General features: G+C 69.2%; 18 protein-coding genes and 5 tRNA genes. 2 read left to right on the top strand and 21 right to left on the bottom strand.

The genetic code is table 11. From position 1 onward, the window contains the following. From IBX62_06235 to IBX62_06165, 15 genes are all read right to left on the bottom strand, one after another. On the bottom strand, positions 1-3,211 hold a 3,211-nt coding region (locus tag IBX62_06235; protein ID MBE0476672.1), incomplete at its 3' end, for a DNA-directed RNA polymerase subunit beta. 223 nt (positions 3,212-3,434) lie between these two features. Beyond that, positions 3,435-3,821 carry a 50S ribosomal protein L7/L12 gene (gene rplL / locus IBX62_06230; protein ID MBE0476671.1) on the bottom strand — a complete coding sequence of 129 codons (387 nt, stop codon included), beginning with the start codon at positions 3,819-3,821 and terminating at the stop codon, positions 3,435-3,437. Positions 3,822-3,909: 88 nt separating this feature from the next. Next, positions 3,910-4,434, bottom strand: a complete 525-nt coding sequence (gene rplJ / locus IBX62_06225) for a 50S ribosomal protein L10 (protein MBE0476670.1) — start codon at positions 4,432-4,434, stop codon at positions 3,910-3,912. 371 nt (positions 4,435-4,805) lie between these two features. Then, positions 4,806-5,567 (bottom strand): 50S ribosomal protein L1, encoded by a 762-nt coding sequence (gene rplA / locus IBX62_06220; GenBank protein ID MBE0476669.1) that lies wholly within the window; start codon positions 5,565-5,567, stop codon positions 4,806-4,808. 54 nt (positions 5,568-5,621) lie between these two features. After that, complete coding sequence (gene rplK / locus IBX62_06215) at positions 5,622-6,047, bottom strand: 50S ribosomal protein L11 (GenBank protein MBE0476668.1); 426 nt, start codon at positions 6,045-6,047, stop codon at positions 5,622-5,624. Between the two features lie 13 nt (positions 6,048-6,060). Then, entirely contained in the window at positions 6,061-6,591 is a 531-nt protein-coding gene (nusG, locus tag IBX62_06210; protein MBE0476667.1) for a transcription termination/antitermination factor NusG, read from the bottom strand. 3 nt (positions 6,592-6,594) lie between these two features. Continuing rightward, positions 6,595-6,822 carry a preprotein translocase subunit SecE gene (gene secE, locus IBX62_06205; protein MBE0476666.1) on the bottom strand — a complete coding sequence of 76 codons (228 nt, stop codon included), beginning with the start codon at positions 6,820-6,822 and terminating at the stop codon, positions 6,595-6,597. A gap of 88 nt (positions 6,823-6,910) precedes the next feature. Continuing rightward, a tRNA-Trp gene (locus tag IBX62_06200) sits at positions 6,911-6,987 on the bottom strand. A 23-nt stretch (positions 6,988-7,010) separates the two neighbouring features. Continuing rightward, complete coding sequence (rpmG, locus tag IBX62_06195; protein MBE0476665.1) at positions 7,011-7,160, bottom strand: 50S ribosomal protein L33; 150 nt, start codon at positions 7,158-7,160, stop codon at positions 7,011-7,013. 172 nt (positions 7,161-7,332) lie between these two features. Next, complete coding sequence (gene tuf, locus IBX62_06190) at positions 7,333-8,520, bottom strand: elongation factor Tu (protein ID MBE0476664.1); 1,188 nt, start codon at positions 8,518-8,520, stop codon at positions 7,333-7,335. Positions 8,521-8,675: 155 nt separating this feature from the next. Continuing rightward, positions 8,676-8,751, bottom strand: a tRNA-Met gene (locus IBX62_06185). 41 nt (positions 8,752-8,792) lie between these two features. After that, positions 8,793-8,868, bottom strand: a tRNA-Thr gene (locus IBX62_06180). Positions 8,869-8,903: 35 nt separating this feature from the next. Further along, positions 8,904-8,988, bottom strand: a tRNA-Tyr gene (locus IBX62_06175). A gap of 171 nt (positions 8,989-9,159) precedes the next feature. After that, positions 9,160-9,819, bottom strand: a complete 660-nt coding sequence (locus IBX62_06170; protein ID MBE0476663.1) for a hypothetical protein — start codon at positions 9,817-9,819, stop codon at positions 9,160-9,162. Between the two features lie 47 nt (positions 9,820-9,866). After that, on the bottom strand, positions 9,867-10,304 hold the full coding sequence (locus IBX62_06165; GenBank protein ID MBE0476662.1) for a cyclic nucleotide-binding domain-containing protein: 438 nt from the start codon (positions 10,302-10,304) through the stop codon (positions 9,867-9,869). Between the two features lie 85 nt (positions 10,305-10,389). On the opposite strand from IBX62_06165, the gene IBX62_06160 reads away from it, so the two are divergent. Together IBX62_06160 and IBX62_06155 are read left to right on the top strand one after the other, a co-directional pair. Then, on the top strand, positions 10,390-11,109 hold the full coding sequence (locus IBX62_06160; GenBank protein ID MBE0476661.1) for a DUF3307 domain-containing protein: 720 nt from the start codon (positions 10,390-10,392) through the stop codon (positions 11,107-11,109). Positions 11,110-11,117: 8 nt separating this feature from the next. Continuing rightward, complete coding sequence (locus tag IBX62_06155) at positions 11,118-12,650, top strand: adenylate/guanylate cyclase domain-containing protein (GenBank protein MBE0476660.1); 1,533 nt, start codon at positions 11,118-11,120, stop codon at positions 12,648-12,650. 36 nt (positions 12,651-12,686) lie between these two features. Here the strand turns inward: IBX62_06155 and IBX62_06150 are convergent. From IBX62_06150 to cysE, 6 genes are all read right to left on the bottom strand, one after another. Then, positions 12,687-12,761, bottom strand: a tRNA-Thr gene (locus tag IBX62_06150). Positions 12,762-12,874: 113 nt separating this feature from the next. Next, positions 12,875-13,525, bottom strand: coding sequence for an RNA polymerase sporulation sigma factor SigH (sigH, locus tag IBX62_06145; protein MBE0476659.1), 651 nt, complete (start codon positions 13,523-13,525; stop codon positions 12,875-12,877). A 226-nt stretch (positions 13,526-13,751) separates the two neighbouring features. Beyond that, positions 13,752-14,276 carry an NYN domain-containing protein gene (locus tag IBX62_06140; protein MBE0476658.1) on the bottom strand — a complete coding sequence of 175 codons (525 nt, stop codon included), beginning with the start codon at positions 14,274-14,276 and terminating at the stop codon, positions 13,752-13,754. Next, a complete protein-coding gene (rlmB, locus tag IBX62_06135; protein MBE0476657.1) occupies positions 14,273-15,001 on the bottom strand; it encodes a 23S rRNA (guanosine(2251)-2'-O)-methyltransferase RlmB in 729 nt (242 codons plus the stop codon). The genes IBX62_06140 and rlmB overlap by 4 nt, the downstream gene beginning before the upstream one ends. A 55-nt stretch (positions 15,002-15,056) precedes the next feature. Next, positions 15,057-16,553, bottom strand: coding sequence for a cysteine--tRNA ligase (locus IBX62_06130; protein ID MBE0476656.1), 1,497 nt, complete (start codon positions 16,551-16,553; stop codon positions 15,057-15,059). Positions 16,554-16,605: 52 nt separating this feature from the next. Beyond that, positions 16,606-17,334, bottom strand: coding sequence for a serine O-acetyltransferase (cysE, locus tag IBX62_06125; GenBank protein ID MBE0476655.1), 729 nt, complete (start codon positions 17,332-17,334; stop codon positions 16,606-16,608). Positions 17,335-17,343 lie beyond the last annotated feature (9 nt).

Genomic DNA, 17,343 nt, shown 5'->3' with positions numbered 1-17,343 from the left:
CCCAGACCTCCATCTCGCCGAAGCGCTGGCCGCCGAACTGCGCCTTGCCGCCCAGTGGCTGCTGGGTGATGAGCGAGTACGGGCCCGTGGAGCGGGCATGGATCTTGTCGTCGACGAGATGCAGCAGCTTCAGGATGTAGATCTGCCCGACCGTGACCTCCTCGCGGAACGGTTCGCCCGTCCGGCCGTCGTAGAGCAGCGTCTTGCCCTGCCGCCCGATGGTCGGGATGAACCGCTCGTCGGCCTTGGCACCGTAGCGCCTGCGGCTCTTCAGGCGGACGTTGCGGTCCGCGGCCGCCAGAACCTCGCTGATCTCGCTCTCGCTCGCCCCGTCGAACACGGGCGTGGCTACGAAGACGGGTCCTTCGACGGGCTGCTTCTGCTTGCCGTCGTCGCTCCAGCCCGTATACGCCGCCCACCCCAGGTGCGTCTCGAGCAGCTGCCCGATGTTCATTCGGGAGGGTACGCCGAGAGGGTTGAGGATGACGTCGACGGGAGTGCCGTCGGCCAGGAACGGCATGTCCTCGACCGGGAGGATCTTCGAGATGACGCCCTTGTTCCCGTGGCGGCCAGCCAGCTTGTCGCCCTCGGATATCTTGCGCTTCTGCGCCACGTAGACGCGGACGAGCTCGTTCACGCCGGGTGAGAGGTCGTCGCCGGCGTCGCGGCTGAAGGTGCGCACCGAGATCACACGGCCCGTCTCGCCGTGCGGGACCTTGAGCGACGTGTCGCGCACCTCGCGCGCCTTCTCGCCGAAGATCGCGCGCAGGAGGCGCTCCTCGGCGGTGAGCTCGGTCTCGCCCTTCGGCGTGACCTTGCCGACGAGCACGTCGCCGGGGAAGACCTCGGCGCCGATGCGGATGACGCCGTCCTCGTCGAGGTTCGCGAGCACGTCCTCGCCGACGTTGGGGATCTCGCGGGTGATCTCCTCGGGCCCGAGCTTGGTGTCGCGCGCCTCGACCTCGTACTCCTCGATGTGGATCGAGGTCAGCAGGTCCTCCTTGACCACACGCTCGGAGAGGATGATCGCATCCTCGTAGTTGTATCCCTCCCACGGCATGAACGCGACGAGCAGGTTCTGCCCGAGGCCCAGCTCGCCCTGGTCGGTCGATGGGCCGTCGGCGAGCACGTCACCCTCGGCCACCTTCTTCCCCTCGGACACGACGGGCCGGTGGTTGATGCAGGTGCCCTGGTTGGATCGCATGAACTTGGGCAGGTGGTACTCGTCGATGCTGCTGTCCGCCGCGCGGACGACGATCTTGTGCGAATCGACGTACTCGACGGTCCCACGGCGCTTGGCCAGCAGGATCTCGCCGGTGTCGATGACGGTGCGGTGCTCCATGCCCGTGCCCACCAGCGGGGCCGCCGGCCGGAGCAGCGGCACGGCCTGGCGCTGCATGTTGGAGCCCATGAGCGCGCGGTTCGCGTCGTCGTGCTCGAGGAACGGGATCAGCGCCGTGGCCACCGAGACCATCTGGCGCGGCGAGACGTCCATGTACTCGACGTGCTTGGGCTCGACCTCCTCGGGCTCGCCGCCGCCGGGCATGCGGCACAGGACGCGGTCGGAGAGGAACTTCCCGGTCGACGCGTCGAAGAGGGCGTTCGCCTGCGCGATGACGTAGCGTTCCTCCTGGTCCGCGGTCAGGTACTCGATCTCGTCGGTCACCTTGCCCTTGGCCACCTTGCGGTACGGCGTCTCGATGAAGCCGAACTCGTTGATGCGCCCGAAGGTGGCGAGCGATCCGATCAGGCCGATGTTCGGCCCCTCCGGCGTCTCGATCGGGCACATGCGGCCGTAGTGGCTCGGATGCACGTCGCGCACCTCGAAGCCGGCGCGCTCGCGCGACAGGCCCCCCGGACCGAGAGCCGAGAGGCGGCGCTTGTGGGTCAGGCCCGCGATCGGGTTGGTCTGATCCATGAACTGGGACAGCTGCGAGGAGCCGAAGAACTCCTTGATCGAGGCCACGATCGGGCGGATGTTGATGAGGCTCTGCGGGGTGATCTGCTCCACGTCCTGGGTCGTCATGCGCTCGCGCACCACCCGCTCCATGCGCGCCAGGCCGATACGGAACTGGTTCTGGATGAGTTCGCCCACCGAGCGCACGCGCCGGTTGCCGAAGTGGTCGATGTCGTCCGTCTGATAGGGGCGCCCCGGCTGCGACAGCGCACGGTCGTACTCCTCGATGCTCACGACCGCGCCCGGCTCGCTCGACGCCTGGCGGCGGTCCTCCTCCCAGAACTGGACGAGGTAGCGCAGCGTCTCGATGAAGTCTTCCTTGGTGAGCGTCGTCTGCTCGATGGGCACGTCGAGCCCGAGCTTCTGATTGATCTTGTAGCGGCCCACGCGCGCCAGGTCGTAGCGCTGCGGGTTGAAGTACAGCCCCTCCAGCAGGTTACGGGCGCTCTCAGCGGTGGGCGGCTCCCCGGGCCGAAGGCGCTTGTAGATCTCTATGAGCGCCTCGGAGGTGTCCTCGGTGAAGTCCTTGCCCAGCGTGCGCTCCATGACGTAGGAGCCGTTGAACAGCTCCATGATCTCGTCTCGCGTCTCGGCCACGCCGAGGGCCTTGACCAGCACCGTGGCGGGCATCTTGCGCTTGCGGTCCAGGCGCACGTACGCGACGCCGTAGTCCTTCTTCTTCTCGAGGTCGGCGAGCTTGGTCTCCGTGAACGAGCGGTGGCCCGTGATCTCGAACTCGAGCCACGCGCCCCGCGTGGGGATGACGGTGGCCCCCAGGTAGCTCTTCTGGTTCTTCTCGACGAGCTGGAAGTAGGCCCCCGGCGAGCGCACGAGTTGGCTGACGACGACGCGCTCGGTACCGTTGATGATGAACGTCCCGCGGTCCGTCATGAGCGGGAAGTCGCCCATGAACACCTGCTGCTCCTTGATCTCGCCGGTCTCGCGGTTGACGAAGCGGACCTCGACGAACAGCGGCGCCTGGAAGGACATGTCCTTGTCCTTGCACTCCTCCACGGAGTACTTGGGGTCGCCGAACTCGTGGTCGCCGAACTCCACCACGAGGTTGCCGGTGAAGTCCTCGATCGGCGAGATGTCGCGGAACGTCTCGCGCAGCCCGTCCTCCAGGAACCACCTGAACGAGTCTCTTTGGAGGGCTATGAGGTTGGGTACTTCGAGGATCTCGGGTATCTTTGCGAAGGTGCGGCGTTCGCGGAGGCCTGCCTTGACGACGGGGGAACCTGATCTGCGGGGCACCAGGCGATTCCTCCTTCAGGGGTAGCGGCACAGACAGAAGTCGCAAAATGATAGGGTACGCGGTCAAGTCAAGCAAGGTCAATACCCTGTTTCCCGCATCCCTCTAACCCCGAGGACCGGCGGCCGCAGGGACGCGTAGGCCGCCGTCCGGATCCCATCTCCCCGGTACGCGCGGCGGCCGGGGCACGAAGGCCCCAGCCGCGATCGCGCAAGCGGACGCGAGCTACTTGAGCTCGATGGTGGCGCCGGCCTCCTCGAGGTCGGCCTTGGCCTTGTCGGCCTGCTCCTTGTTGACGCCCTCCAGAACGGGCTTCGGCGCGCCGTCGACGAGGTCCTTGGCCTCCTTCAGGCCGAGGTTCGTCAACGCACGCACCACCTTGATGACCTGGATCTTCTGCGCGCCCACACCGGCGAGCACGACATCGAACGTGTCCTTCTCCTCCGCCACGGCGGCCTCTGCGGCGCCTTCGGCCGGCGCGGCGCCGGCGACCGCGGCGGGTGCGGCGGCCGAGACGCCGAAGATGTCCTCGAGCTCCTTCACGAGCTCGGAGAGCTGCAGGGCGGGCATCTCCTTGATCGCCTCGATGATCTCGTCCTTGCTGACAGCCATCCGTCGTCTCCTTCATCCATCCGGGTGCGCGGCGCTCCGCCGCGTCCGTTCGCCACTCCTCCGGCCCATCGGCCGGTCAGCGCCGGCGCTACACCGCCGCCTTCTGCCCGGCCACGGCGGCGACGGCTCTCGCGAACGCCGCGGCGGGGCCGTTCATGACCCTCATCATCCGCGCGACCGGGTTCTGCATCGTGCCGAGGAGCTTCGCGATCAACTCCTCACGCGACGGCAGCGCCGCGATCGACCGGACGGCGTCAGGGCCTACCACCGCGTTCTCGACCAACCCGCCCTTCACCTCGAGGGCCTTGTGCTCCTTGGCGAAGTCCACGATCGCCTTCGATGGCGCCACGGCGTCGGCCTGCGAGAACACGAACGCCGTGGGCCCGTCGAGATAGCGGACGAGGTCCTCGGACAGCGCGAGCTCTCTGAGCGCGATCTCCGTCAGCGTGTTCTTGTAGATCTTCACGTCGCCGCCGGAGGCGCGCAGCTTGCGGCGGAGCTCCTGCATCTCCTTGACGCTCAAGCCCCGGTAGTCGGCCATGATGACGGCCGCCGCACCGGAGAACCGCTCCTTGATCTCCTCGACCGTCTCGCGCTTCTGCTCTGTGGGCATCCCTTCCCTCCTCTCCGTTCGCACGCGCGACCCGCGTCCGGCCCGACGGCTGCTCGCCGTCGCGCCGCCGCGCCGCGGGCCACGCCGCGCCTGTAAGAGGTGCGGGAACGAGAGTGGCCCCCGCCGTCCACGGCGGAGGCCACTGATGGTTCTCGCATCGCGCCCCTCGAGGGGCACTTCCATCGTGAAGCCGTCCGCCTCGGCAGGCGGGACCCTCGCGGGCCCCATTACGCCCGGTATCACCGGGCACCGGCTGTCTCAGGCAGCGGTCGCGTGTGCGGTTGTCAAACGCGGCACATCATAGCCCCGTTCGCGGCCGCCGCGCAAGCGTCCGGGGGCTCCGGGGCGCCGTGCGGCCCCACGAGCCGGGGTCAGACTCCCGCCTCCTCCAGGAGGTTGCGGGTCTTGCTCGGGTCCACCCTCACGCCGGGGCCCATGGTGGTGCTGATCGTGATGGACCTGATGTACCGGCCCTTCGCCGCGGCGGGCTTCGCGCGGTTGATCTCGTCGAGCACCGCGGAGTAGTTCTCCACGAGCGCCTCCGGCGCGAACGACTTCTTGCCGATGCCGACGTGGGCGATGCCGAACTTGTCGGCGCGGTACTCGACCTTGCCGGCCTTGAGCTCCTTGACCACCCGCTCGACGTCCATGGTGACTGTGCCGAGCTTGGGGTTCGGCATCAACCCGCGCGGGCCGAGGACCTTGCCCAGCTTGCCGACCTTGCCCATCTGGTCCGGGGTCGCCACGGCCGCGTCGAAATCGGTGAACCCGGCCTGGATGCGCTCGACCAGGTCGTCGGACCCGACGAGGTCCGCGCCCGCCGCCTCGGCCTCGCGCGCCTTGTCGCCCTCGGCGAAGACCGCCACGCGAACCGACTTGCCCGTGCCGTGCGGCAGCGAGACGCTGCCGCGCACCTGCTGGTCGGCCTGGCGGGTGTCGATGCTGAGCCGGAAGTGGGCCTCGACGGTCTCATCGAAGGAGGCCGACGCGACCTCCTTGGCGAGCCGGACGGCCTCCAAGGGCGGGTACAGGCGGTCCTTGTCTATCCTGGCGAACGCCGCCTCGTACTTCTTGCCTCGCTTCACGCTGCTACCTCCCGTGGTCCCTGCGGGCGGACGACCCCGCCCTCCCACTCGTGTCGGTTCGTGCCGGCCGGCGCGCGACCCGCGCTGCCGCCGGGAGGCCGGCTAGTCGGCCACCGTGATCCCCATCGAGCGCGCCGTGCCCTCGATGATCCGCATCGCGTGCTCGACGTCGTTCGCGTTCAGGTCCGGCATCTTGGTCTCCGCGATCTCGCGCACCTGGTCGCGCGTCACCTCGGCGACCTTGGTCCGGTTCGGCTCCGCCGAGCCGCTCTCGATCCCAGCGGCCTGCTTGAGCAGCACCGCCGCCGGCGGCGTCTTCGTGATGAAGTCGAAGCTGCGGTCCTCGTAGACCGTGATCTCCACCGGGATGATCGTGCCCGCCTGGTTCTGGGTCGCGGCGTTGAACGCCTGACAGAACTGCATGATGTTGACCTGGTGCTGACCGAGCGCGGGACCGACCGGCGGAGCCGGGTTCGCCTGCCCCGCGGGGATCTGTAGCTTGATGTAACCTGCGACCTTCTTGGCCATGCGGATCTCTCTCCTACAACTTGGCGACCTGGTCGAACCCGAGTTCCACCGGGGTCTCCCTGCCGAAGATGGACACCATAACGCGGACTTTGCCCTGGTCCGGGTTGACCTCCGAGATCACCCCGTCGAAGTCCGCCAGCGGGCCGGCTGTGACCTTGACCGCCATCCCCTCGGAGAAGTCCGTGAACGTCTTGGGCTTCGCGCCGACGGCGGTGCGCTTGCGGATGCGCTCCACCTCGCCGCGCGAGAGGGGCACGGGCTTGGCCGCGGAGCCGACGAAACCGGTCACGCCGGGGGTGTTGCGCACCACGTACCAGGAGTCGTCGCCCAGCTCCATCTGCACGAGGATGTAGCCGGGGAAGACCTTCTTCTCCTGGGTGACCTTGCGGCCGCCGGCCTTGAGATCGGTGACGCTCTCCTTGGGGATGAAGACGTCGAAGATCTTGTCCTGCATCCCCATCGACTCGATGCGATGGCGCAGGTTCGCGGCCACCTTGTTCTCGTAGCCGGAGTACGTGTGTATGACGTACCACTTCTTGGCCATGCGCTACCGTCCGATCGAGGCGACGGCGTTGACCAGGAAGAGCACGACTTGGTCCGTGACGAAGACCATGATCACGAAGATGAGGAGCGTCGTGATGACGACCACGCTCGAGTTCGTCACCTCGGCGCGGTTCGGCCATACGACGCGGCGCATCTCGGCTCGCACGTCTCGAAGGTACTGCGCCAGCCGCTGGGAGATGTTCGGCTTGGCCGCCTTGCCGCCCTGAGCCATCCTCGCCCTTCTCTCCGCCGCCCACCCGTGGGCGGCCCGTCCATACACCGCCGCACGGGCCGCGCCCGTGCGGCGGATCCGGCATCGATGGCAGGCCAGGAGGGACTCGAACCCCCAACATCCGGTTTTGGAGACCGGCGCTCTGCCAATTGGAGCTACTGGCCTGTCCTGCGGTCCCCCTCGAAACCTTACCGCGTCTCCTTGTGGACCGTATGGCACCGGCACCACTTGCAGTACTTCTTGAACTCGATGCGCTCGGGGTTGCTCTGCTTGTTCTTGTCCGTGGTGTAGTTCCGGCGCTTGCACTGGGTGCATGCCAGGGTGACCAACGTCCTCATTCGTCCTCCAAAGACCCGCGCCGAGCAGGGGCGATGCTCCCCCGGACGCGGTAGGGTACTGTAACACCCGCCCTCTCGCACTGTCAACGCCGCCGGGCGTATCGCGCACCCGCCTCGAACGACGGGGCCCGGCTGCGAGAGCCGGGCCCCTCGAGAGTCGATCCTGAAGCGACTACTTGAGGATCTTCGTGACGCGCCCGGACCCGACGGTCCGTCCGCCTTCGCGGATGGCGAAGCGAAGACCCTCCTCCATGGCGATCGGCGCGATGAGCTCGCCGCGGATCTCGACGTTGTCGCCCGGCATGACCATCTCGGTGCCCTCGGGCAGGTGGGCGATGCCGGTCACGTCGGTGGTGCGGAAGTAGAACTGCGGGCGATATCCGTCGAAGAACGGCGTGTGGCGTCCGCCCTCCTCCTTGGTCAGCACGTAGACCTGGCTCATGAACTCCGTGTGCGGCGTGATGGAGCCGGGCTTGCACAGGACCTGGCCGCGCTCGATCTCCGTGCGGGCGATGCCGCGCAGCAACACGCCGATGTTGTCGCCGGCCTGCGCCTGGTCCAGCAGCTTGCGGAACATCTCGACGCCGGTGACGACCGTCTTCTTGGTCTCCTCGTGGATCCCGACGATCTCGACCTCGTCGCTGACCTTCACGACCCCGCGTTCCACGCGCCCGGTGGCGACGGTGCCCCGGCCGGTGATGGTGAAGACGTCCTCGATCGCCATCAGGAACGGCTTGTCGATGTCGCGCTGGGGCTCCGGGATGTAGTTGTCGACGGCCTCCATCAGCTCCCAGATGGTCTTCTTGGACTCCTCGTCACCTTCGAGCGCCTTCAGGGCCGAGCCCTTGATGACCGGCGTGTCGTCGCCGGGGAACTCGTACTCGGAGAGAAGCTCGCGGACCTCCATCTCGACGAGCTCGAGCAGCTCGGGGTCGTCCACCATATCGACCTTGTTCAGGTACACGATGATGTACGGGACGCCGACCTGCCGGGCGAGCAGGATGTGCTCGCGCGTCTGCGGCATCGGCCCGTCGGCGGCGGAGACGACGAGGATCGCGCCGTCCATCTGCGCGGCGCCGGTGATCATGTTCTTCACGTAGTCGGCGTGGCCCGGGCAGTCGACATGCGCGAAGTGGCGGTTCTCGGTCTCGTACTCGACGTGGGCGATCGCGATGGTGATGCCGCGCTCGCGCTCCTCGGGCGCCTTGTCGATCTGGTCGAACGGCGTGAAGTCGGCCCAGCCCTTCTCGGCCAGCGTCTTGGTGATGGCGGCGGTCAGCGTGGTCTTACCGTGGTCGACGTGGCCGATCGTGCCGACGTTGACGTGCGGCTTGGTGCGCTCGAACTTCTTCTTCGCCATAGTCTCCTCCTTCGGGGGACCTTCGACGGAATCGACCTCGGTGGCCGACCGGCTGCCCGTCACACATCTCGACTGTCCGTTATCAGCCGCCCCGCACGCTCGAGGCGCTTCGACTCTCCTCGGCGATCGCTGCGCGCAGAAGCGCTTGATGACGTTGGTAGCGGTGACTGGATTCGAACCAGTGACTCCACGGGTATGAACCGTGTGCTCTAACCGCTGAGCTACACCGCCGTCCCCGACCGGGCGGCTGGACGCCGGTCGTTTCGTCTGCATGGAGCCCACAACCGGACTTGAACCGGTGACCTCTTCCTTACCAAGGAAGTGCTCTGCCGACTGAGCTATGTGGGCATGCGCCGCGGTTCGGCACCGCGTTCACGTATCGATGGTGGGGGCGCCAGGATTCGAACCTGGGTAGGCATAGCCAACGGGTTTACAGCCCGTCCCCTTTAGCCACTCGGGCACACCCCCGCAGACAAGAAAAAAAGGCCTGCTATCTCTACTTTTCAAGTTGCCGTACCGCCCTTAGAGCACGTGAATATTACTGCATGGCCCCCGGGGTGTCAACGACGACAACGCGTCCGGGCGTTTCCATGCGGCGGCCCTGTCGCCGACCGCCGGCGAGGCTGTGCGGCGCGGCTGCTACGCGCCGCGGGGGTCGCCCCGTCTCGTCGGGCCGAGGGACCCGAAGACCGGTCCCTCGAACCGTATGCCCGACACCGCCGAGGAGACGTCGCGGCGCGGCACCAGCCGCACCCACGACGCGTGGTCACCGACGGCGACCGGGCGCGAGGCGTAGCGGTCCTGGTTCGCACGGAGCCACTCGCGTGTCGCGGCCATCGGCAGGACGTCCAGCTCGTCCCTCTCGACGGCCAGCTCCGAGAAGAACACCGCGTCGGGCTCGGACATCAGGGTGGAGACCTCGTCCTCGGGCTGAGCGATGGCCAGTCTGTAGTAGAACAGCTCCTCGGCCGTGGAGCGGAACATCCAGCCGGGCACCCCGGTGCGGTTGTCCGAGACGGTCTCGAACGCGTACGAACTCGACGCCGGCCGGTAGAAGACCAGCGAGCGGTCGGCCGCCTTCTCGAGATCCGTACCGCAGTACGCGTCCGCCTGGACCTTGACGCCGATATCCGGCGAGGCGCCGTCCCCGCCGGTGTAGCTGAGGTCGACCGCGGTCAGCCACCCTTCTCGCGACCCGTCGAGCACCGCCACCTGGCCCCCGTAGCGTTCCTCCAGGTAACGCACCACGATCCGTTCCGCGACCGCGTGAAGGAGCCCGCTCCCCTCGCGTACGCTCAACGCACCCCCCGTGCGTCGTGGCCCGCCACCCCTCCGGGCCTCCTATGTCATTGTCCCAGCCGCTCACCCGTCACGCGCAACCGGCGGCAGAGCACCTCCAGCAGTCTCAGCGCGATCGAAGGGACGCTCTCGAGCAGCATCCGCAGGTCCTGCGCCGCCAGCATGAGGCACGTCGTCGGCTCGAAGGCGCGGATGGTGGCCGAGCGAGGCGCCTGGTCGAGAAGGGACATCTCGCCGAAGAAGTCCCCCGGACCGAACGTGCCCAACGAGGACTCGTCGCGCAGGATCTCCACGCGACCGGAGAGGATGAGGTAGAAGGCCTGTCCCGGTGTGCCCTGCGTCACTATGACCTCGTCCGGCTCGAACGAGTCCTGCCGGGAGATCGCCGCGATCGCGGCGATCTCCTCGGGCGAGCAGTTCGCGAAGAGCGGCACTTGGGCGAGGAACTCCTCGTAGCCCATGCGGCGCGCCTCCTCGCCTCTCATCCTCCGGCCCTCGTGCGTCGATTCTATAGCAAGACGCGAGGGGCCGTCAGTGTCACAATCGGCTGCGACCGGTACGGGAGGCGGCATGGTCCTGTATCTCAACATGTTCCTCGGGCACGTGCTCGGGGACTTCGTGCTCCAGCCCGGACGCCTGGTGATGGCGAAGCGCAACCGGCTCGCGGGGCTACTCGGGCACGTGGCGGTCGTGGCTGCTTGCACGGCCGCCGTCCTGGTGAGCGACCTGGCGAGTCTGTGGCGCGTGGTGGCGTACGTGGCGGCGGCCCATCTCCTGATCGAGGTGGTCACGATCCACGCGCGTCGCGGGCGCGCGGCGCGCGGCCTGTTCGTCTTCGGTCTCGACCAGGCGCTGCACCTGGCCTCTCTCGTCCCGCCCGTCCTCATGCTGGGCACGGAGGTCTCCGTGAAGCCGGCGACCTTCGGGTATCAGCTCGACGTCGCGCGCCTCGCGGCCGTGACCGCCATGGCGACCGTCGTCTTCTTCGGGTCGATCCTGGTGTTCGAGGCGTCCGAGACGGCTGAAGCGCGCGACGAGCCGCTCCTGCCGCTGGACGCCGCGCGGCTGCTCGGGATGGTCGAACGCGGGACCTCGCTCGGAGCCGCCCTGCTCGCCGGACCGGCGCTGCTCGCGCTGCCGTTCCTGCCCCGGACCCTCGCCGCGCTGCGCCTGCAGCCCCGCGACCGTCTCCGCCAGGTGACGATCGCGGTGTCGGGGCTGCTGCTGTGCGCCGCTGCCTACGCGTTCGTGGCCGCCGTGGCGGCGGCCGTCTCCCTCGGGTACCTCTAGGAGGAAAGATGGATCGGGGAAGAAGGCGCTACTCCGGTGCGTTCCGATGGATGCGCGCGGCGGCCTTCCTGGCCGGCGCGGCCGCGGCGCTCTCGCGGGCGCCGTTCTTCCCCGCGCCGCTCCGGCTGGCCGTGGCGGCGGGTGTGGCCGCCCTCGGCCTGCTCTCCCCCCGGATCGGGGTCGCCGCCTTCGTCGTCGCGCTGTCGCTCCCGCTGATCGCGGAGGACGTGATCGTAGGCGTGGCGTTCCTCGTCGTCGGGCTCGCCGCGGTCCGATACCTCGGCGGGGACGGCGCGCGGCCGTTCGTCGTCGTCGTGCTCGCCTTCATCGCGTCGCTGCTGAAGCTCGAGTGGGCGGTCGTCGCCATGGCCGGATACGTCCTCGGGGCGTCGGACGGCCTGGTCGCCACCCTCGTGGCCTGCGCGGTGCTCGAGGCCACGGGGATCGTGCTCGGCGTGCCCGCGATGGGTGCCACCGCCACAGGCGGCGGCACGGCGGTGCTCACACTGGCCGAGGCGCCCGAGGGAGCCGTGACGTTCTCGTGGCTGCCGTCGTCGCTGCGCTCCGCCGACCCGGCCGGGGCGGTCGCCGCGTTCAAGTCGGCCTCCCCGCTGCCGGTGCTGCTGCTGCAGCCGCTCGTGTGGGCGGCGGGAGCGGGCGTGGCCGGCACGGCGGCCCGACGCCTCCCAGGGAAGGCCGGAGCCGCCAGGGTCGCGCTTGCGGCGTCCGCCGCCGCGGGAGGCGTCGTCGTGGTTGCCCTCGGAAGCATGGCCCTGCGCGCTCTCGGCTCGCCGCTCGCCGCCGGCGTCCTGGTCCCCGCGGCGCTGACCTCCGCCGCCGTCGCCGCCTTCGCGGGCGCGGCCCTCGAGGGGCTCTTCCCGCCGCTGCCGGTGCCCGAGCCCGAGGCGCCGCCGCTGACGGGCATCCAGGCCGAGGACGCCGACGTCGACGAACTGCTGCGCGTCATCGCCAGCGCCGAGGAGGAGCTCGCCGCCAAGCACACCATGGAGGGTGCGGTCCTGATCACGGACATGAAGGCGTTCTCGGCGATGACCGAGGAGGACGGGAGCGTGATGTCGGCCAAGCGCATCCAGCGCCACCGCGATCTGCTGCTGCCGGTGATCTCCGCGCACGGAGGACACGGCAAGTCGACCGGCGGCGACGGCCTCGTCGCGGCATTCGACGACCCCGTCGCAGCCCTGCATGCGGCCGTGGACATGCAGCAGACCCTCGACGCGTACAACGAGACCAACTCGGGTGACAGGGCGATGCTCATCCGCATCGGCATAGGGTTCGGCGAGGTCGTGCTGGACAGGGGCGGGTGTCCCTTCATCGGAAGCGGCCTGAACAAGGCCGCCCGGGTGATGAACCTCGCCGACGGAGGGCAGATCCTCGCGTGCGCCGACGTCGTCGCGCACGCCGGGCGACGAGCGCCCGCGACGGCGCCGAAGGGCTCCTACGAGCTGAAGAACATCCCCGGCGAGGTCGAAGTCGTCGAGGTGCCGTGGGAACCCGCGCAGCGGAAGGCCGCCGGGGGGTGAGGGAGACGCCGCCCGCGGGCGCGTCCTGGTGGTCTATGGAGCCGGCGACAGGAGTCGAACCCGCAACCTACGGTTTACAAAACCGTTGCTCTGCCGTTGAGCTACGCCGGCTCGCGGCACATTGTACGGGGCGCGGGCCGAGGGGGCCAGCGGCGCGCGAGGCCGTGGTGTCGGGGACGCGCGCGGGCGTGCCGCGGCGACGAGGCGACTGGACGGGCCCGGCCTCAGCAGGCCTGGCAGCGCCGGATCTGCACCTCTACCTTGCGCTTGATGCGCTGCAGGGCGTTGTCCACCGACTTCACGTGGCGGCCGAGGTGCTCTGCGATCTCCTGGTACGAGCGGCCCTCCACGTACAGGCGCAGCACCTGGGATTCGAAGGGCGACAGCGCTTCGGCGAAACCCTGCCGGATGTAGGCGCGCTCCCAGGCCGAGATGACGATCTCGGCGGGGTCGCAGACCTCCTTGGCGGCGAGGATGTCGGACAGCAGCCGCTCACCCTCCTCCTCCATCGACGTGGAGCGGGACAGCGAGACGTATCCGTTCAAGGGGGTGTGCTTCTGCCGCGTGGCCGTCTTGATGGCGGTGATGAGCTGACGGGTCACGCACAACTCGGCGAAGGAGCGGAAGCTCGACTGACGGGCGTGGTCGTAGTCGCGGATCGCCTTGAACAGGCCGATCATCCCCTCCTGGATGACGTCGTCCTTGTCACCCCCGGCGAGGAAGTAGGAGCGCGCCTTGCACCTGACGAAACCCTTGTACCGCTCGATCAGCCGGCGACTCGCGCGCTCGTCACCTCCCTGTGCGGCTAGGACCAGAGCCATTTCGACGTCTCGCGAGACGTTCTTGGAGCGCAGCATCCCCGTTTGTGCCGGCATTCACTTTCCCTCCGCGACTACCCCTAGGCGCTTGATCCGAGGGGAGCATCGCCGTAGCGAGGCGTGAGGTTCGAGGCTAGTTTGAACATAAACGCACGAATCGCTAACTGTCAACGAATGGACACGAAGCTGAAGAAGTCTGACTGGAAGGGCGCCCCAGCACCAGGTTCGCGCATGAGCGAACGACTTCCGGCGAGAACTAACGAAGTCGCCGGTCACGGCGTCGCTACGCCCGCCCCCTCGCCCACATCGCCAGTCGCCGCCTCGTCTCGGCGTCCACGCGCTCCCCGATGGCGGCCCTGGCGCTACCGAGCCTCGCCTCGCCCGCCCCCGACCCCGCGCGTTCGTCCATAGCCTGCTCCAGTTCGCGCGCGGACATCCGCAGCGCTCCCTCCCCCAGCACCGTCCACTGCGTGTCCGCGTCTGAAGTCGCCACCGTCACCGCCTCGCCGCGCTCGCGTGCCCGTCGCGCGAGACCCTCGATCACCTCGTCGGCCTGGTGACCCGCCCGCGTGAAGATGACGGCGACCCCGACGACGTGCCGCGGAGTCCCGTCGGAGCGCGGGTTGCCCGCGGCATCGAAGACGACGACCGCGCGGTACCTTCCGTGCGCGAAGGCGGCCACGCGGGCGACCAGCCGCTCTCGGGCGGCGTCGAGGTCCTCGGCCTCGAGCTCGTGCATCGGGAGCCGGGAGCCGATGACGTTGTACCCGTCGACGATCAGCCAGGGCAGGGCTGCCATCGTGCTCACGACCCCTGCGCCGTGCGCCGGACCCACTCGAAGGCGAGCGCGGTCGCCGCCTGGGCCACGTTCAGCGAGTCGACCCGGCCGGCGACCGGCAGCCGGACGGTGAAATCACACGTCTCCTCCACCAGCCTGGAGAGCCCGGTCCCCTCGCCGCCCAGAACGATGCACAGCCGCCCTTCCATCGGCGACTCCCACACCGTGCGCTCCGCGTCCTGGCTGGCGCCGGCCACCCAGTAGCCGTGCCGCTTGACCTCCTTCAGAGCCCTGGCGAGGTTGGTCACGCGCACGACCGGCAGGTAGGCCAGGGCGCCGGCGGCGGCCTTGTGGGCGGCGGCGGTCACCGGCGCGCTGCGCCGGCGGGGGACGATGAGGGCACCGGCGCCGGCGACCTCCGCGCTACGTGCCACCGCGCCGAGGTTGCCGGGGTCCAGCACGTGGTCCAGCGCGACCAGCAGGCTCGTCGCCGACCCCTCGGCGGATGTCAGGACCGGGTCGAGCTCCGCGTAGACGTAAGGAGCGACCTCGGCGATCACGCCCTGGTGGCCGCCCCGCTCGCTCCGCCGGTCGAGCGCCTCCCGCGGAGACCGCGTCACGACCGCGCCCGCCTCTGCGGCGAGCCGCTCGATCTCGTCCAGCGTGCGGTCGGGCCGCAGCCCGGCCGCGAAGGTCACACGGGAGACAGGCAGGCTGGACCGCAGCGCCTCCAGCACGGGGTTCCTGCCCTCGATCGTCGCGGGGGGCGAGCCCTGCGGGGCTCCTCCTCGGCGCCCCTCACCCACCGCCTCACCCCTCCGGCCGGAAGACCGCGCGCGAGCCGCCGGGGGTGTCCTCGATGACGAAGCCCAGCGACGCCAGCCCGTCACGGACGGCGTCGGCGGCGGCCCAGTGGCGCTCCGTGCGCGCCGCCGCGCGCGCCGCGAGGAGCGCCGCGAGGGCCTCTTGCTTGTCCGTACCGGAGTACCCCGCCAGGTCCCGCGCCATGTCGACCAGCTCATAGGGCAGGGCCGCTTCCGGCTGGGGGGCCACGTCGACCCCGAGGACGCCGAGGAGCTCGCCGATCTCGTCCTCGGCCTCGCGGAGCGCCCCGACGTCCGCCTCGGAGAGCCGCGCCTGGTGCTCGGACATGAAGACGTTGGCCGCCCTGGCCAACTCGAACACGGCGGCGACGGCTCCCGCAGCGTTGAAGTCGTCGTCCATCTCGTCCTCGAACTTGGCGCGCGCGTCCGAGGCGGCCCCTCGAAGGCCTTCTCGGTCCTCTTCCGGGGCGCCTTCACCCTCGCGCTTGGCCCCGCGCGCCCAACGCAGGTTGCGCAGCAGGTTCTCGAGCCGCTCCCATGCGGCCTTCGCCTCGTCGAGCCGGTCCGGCGAGAAGTCGAGCGGGCTGCGGTAGTGGGTCTGCAGCATCAGCAGGCGGACGACCTGCGGGCGGTACGCGGAGAGCACCTCTTTGAGCAGCATGAAGTTGCCCAACGACTTGCTCATCTTCTCCGCGTTCACCTGCAGCAGGCCTCCGTGGAGCCAGTAGCGCACGAACGGCACACCGAAGGCCGCCTCCGACTGCGCGCGCTCGTTCTCGTGGTGCGGGAAGATGAGGTCGCTGGCGCCGCCGTGGATGTCGAAGGTCTTCCCGAGCTCCGCTTCGGCCATGGCGGAGCACTCAAGATGCCAGCCCGGACGGCCCCGCCCCCAGGGGCTCTCCCAGCTCGGTTCGCCGGGCTTGGCCGCCTTCCACAGGGCGAAGTCCTGCGGGTCGGCCTTGCGCGCGTCGACGTCGACGCGCGCCCCGGACTCGAGCTCGTCGATGTCGCGACCGGACAGTTCGCCGTAGCCGCGGAACGAGCGGACCGAGAAGTAGACGTCGCCGTCCACGGCGTAGGCGTGGCCGCCCTCGATGAGGCGCTCGATCATGGCGACCTGCTCGCGGATGGTACGTGTGGCGCGGGGGCGCGACGTCGGCGGGGCGACGCCGAGGACGTCCATCGCCTCCAGGAACGCCATCGTGTACTTGGCGGCCACCTCCTCGGCGGGGATGCCTTCCTCGGCCGCCCGAGCGATGATCTTGTCGTCGATGTCCGTGATGTTCTGGACGAAGTCCACCTCGTACCCCCGGTACTCGAGGTAGCGGCGGATCACGTCGAACGTGAGGAACGTCCGGGCGTTGCCGATGTGTATGTGGTTATAGACGGTGGGCCCGCAGACGTACATGGAGACGCGGCCCTCGTCCCGGGTCACCAGATCCCTCTTCGCCCGGCTCAGCGTGTCGTGGACGCGGATGGTCATGCGCCCTCCCCCCTCGTCACAGCCCGGCCTCCCGTCCAGGATGACCGCGTCCTCACAGCTCGCAGCTCTCGGCCTCGCTCGCCGAGGAGGTGGCCTCCGCCGCCTCGCCTCCGCCGCTGGCCACCGCGCCACGCTCCTCGGCGCGGTCCTCCGCCGCGGACACTCGCATCTCCAGGCGATCCATCCGCCGCTGCATGCAGCGGAACATCTCCACCACGGGGTCGGGCAGGTCCTCGTGGTGCAGGTCGATGGCCTCCACCTTCCTGCCCTCGCGGACGACGACGCGCCCGGGCACGCCCACAACCGTCGAGTTGGGAGGCACGTCGTTGATGACCACCGCTCCCCCTCCGACCTTCGAACCGCGCCCGAGGGTGATGTCGCCGAGGACGGTCGCGCCGACACCGACCACGACGTGGTCCTGGAGCGTAGGATGCCGCTTCCCGCGTTCCTTGCCCGTCCCCCCCAGCGTGACGCCTTGATACAGGGTGACGTCGTCGCCGATCACCGTCGTCTCCCCGATGACCACGCCCATGCCGTGGTCGATGAAGAAACGGTCCCCGATCGTCGCGCCCGGGTGGATCTCGATGCCGGTGAAGAACCTCGCGCACTGACTGAGGAAGCGCGCCAGCCCCCGGTGCCCGGCGACGTGCAGCCGATGATCGATCCTGTGCGCCCACATCGCGTGCAGCCCCGGGTAGTTGAGCAGGATGCTCCACGTGGAGGTGGCGGCGGGGTCGCGCTCGCGCACGGCCCGTATGTCGTCGCGGATGCGGGCGAACATGGGGGGTGG

It is taken from the genome of Coriobacteriia bacterium, assembly GCA_014859305.1.
Classification (GTDB): Bacteria; Actinomycetota; Coriobacteriia; order Anaerosomatales; family Kmv31; genus Kmv31.
Note: the sequence above shows the minus strand (reverse complement) of the source record. Positions and strands in the feature narration are given on the sequence as shown.

What these genes read in the sequence shown, in the direction of transcription:
- tuf (MBE0476664.1), bottom strand. Translation starts at nt 8,520, where the DNA reads ATGGCGAAGAAGAAGTTCGAGCGCACCAAGCCGCACGTCAACGTCGGC.
- IBX62_06165 (MBE0476662.1), bottom strand. Translation starts at nt 10,304, where the DNA reads ATGAGAGGCGAGGAGGCGCGCCGCATGGGCTACGAGGAGTTCCTCGCC.
- rplJ (MBE0476670.1), bottom strand. Translation starts at nt 4,434, where the DNA reads ATGCCCACAGAGCAGAAGCGCGAGACGGTCGAGGAGATCAAGGAGCGG.
- rpmG (MBE0476665.1), bottom strand. Translation starts at nt 7,160, where the DNA reads ATGAGGACGTTGGTCACCCTGGCATGCACCCAGTGCAAGCGCCGGAAC.
- secE (MBE0476666.1), bottom strand. Translation starts at nt 6,822, where the DNA reads ATGGCTCAGGGCGGCAAGGCGGCCAAGCCGAACATCTCCCAGCGGCTG.
- nusG (MBE0476667.1), bottom strand. Translation starts at nt 6,591, where the DNA reads ATGGCCAAGAAGTGGTACGTCATACACACGTACTCCGGCTACGAGAAC.
- cysE (MBE0476655.1), bottom strand. Translation starts at nt 17,334, where the DNA reads ATGTTCGCCCGCATCCGCGACGACATACGGGCCGTGCGCGAGCGCGAC.
- IBX62_06130 (MBE0476656.1), bottom strand. Translation starts at nt 16,553, where the DNA reads ATGACCATCCGCGTCCACGACACGCTGAGCCGGGCGAAGAGGGATCTG.
- IBX62_06155 (MBE0476660.1), top strand. Translation starts at nt 11,118, where the DNA reads ATGGATCGGGGAAGAAGGCGCTACTCCGGTGCGTTCCGATGGATGCGC.
- rplL (MBE0476671.1), bottom strand. Translation starts at nt 3,821, where the DNA reads ATGGCTGTCAGCAAGGACGAGATCATCGAGGCGATCAAGGAGATGCCC.
- sigH (MBE0476659.1), bottom strand. Translation starts at nt 13,525, where the DNA reads ATGCCGGCACAAACGGGGATGCTGCGCTCCAAGAACGTCTCGCGAGAC.
- rplK (MBE0476668.1), bottom strand. Translation starts at nt 6,047, where the DNA reads ATGGCCAAGAAGGTCGCAGGTTACATCAAGCTACAGATCCCCGCGGGG.
- IBX62_06160 (MBE0476661.1), top strand. Translation starts at nt 10,390, where the DNA reads ATGGTCCTGTATCTCAACATGTTCCTCGGGCACGTGCTCGGGGACTTC.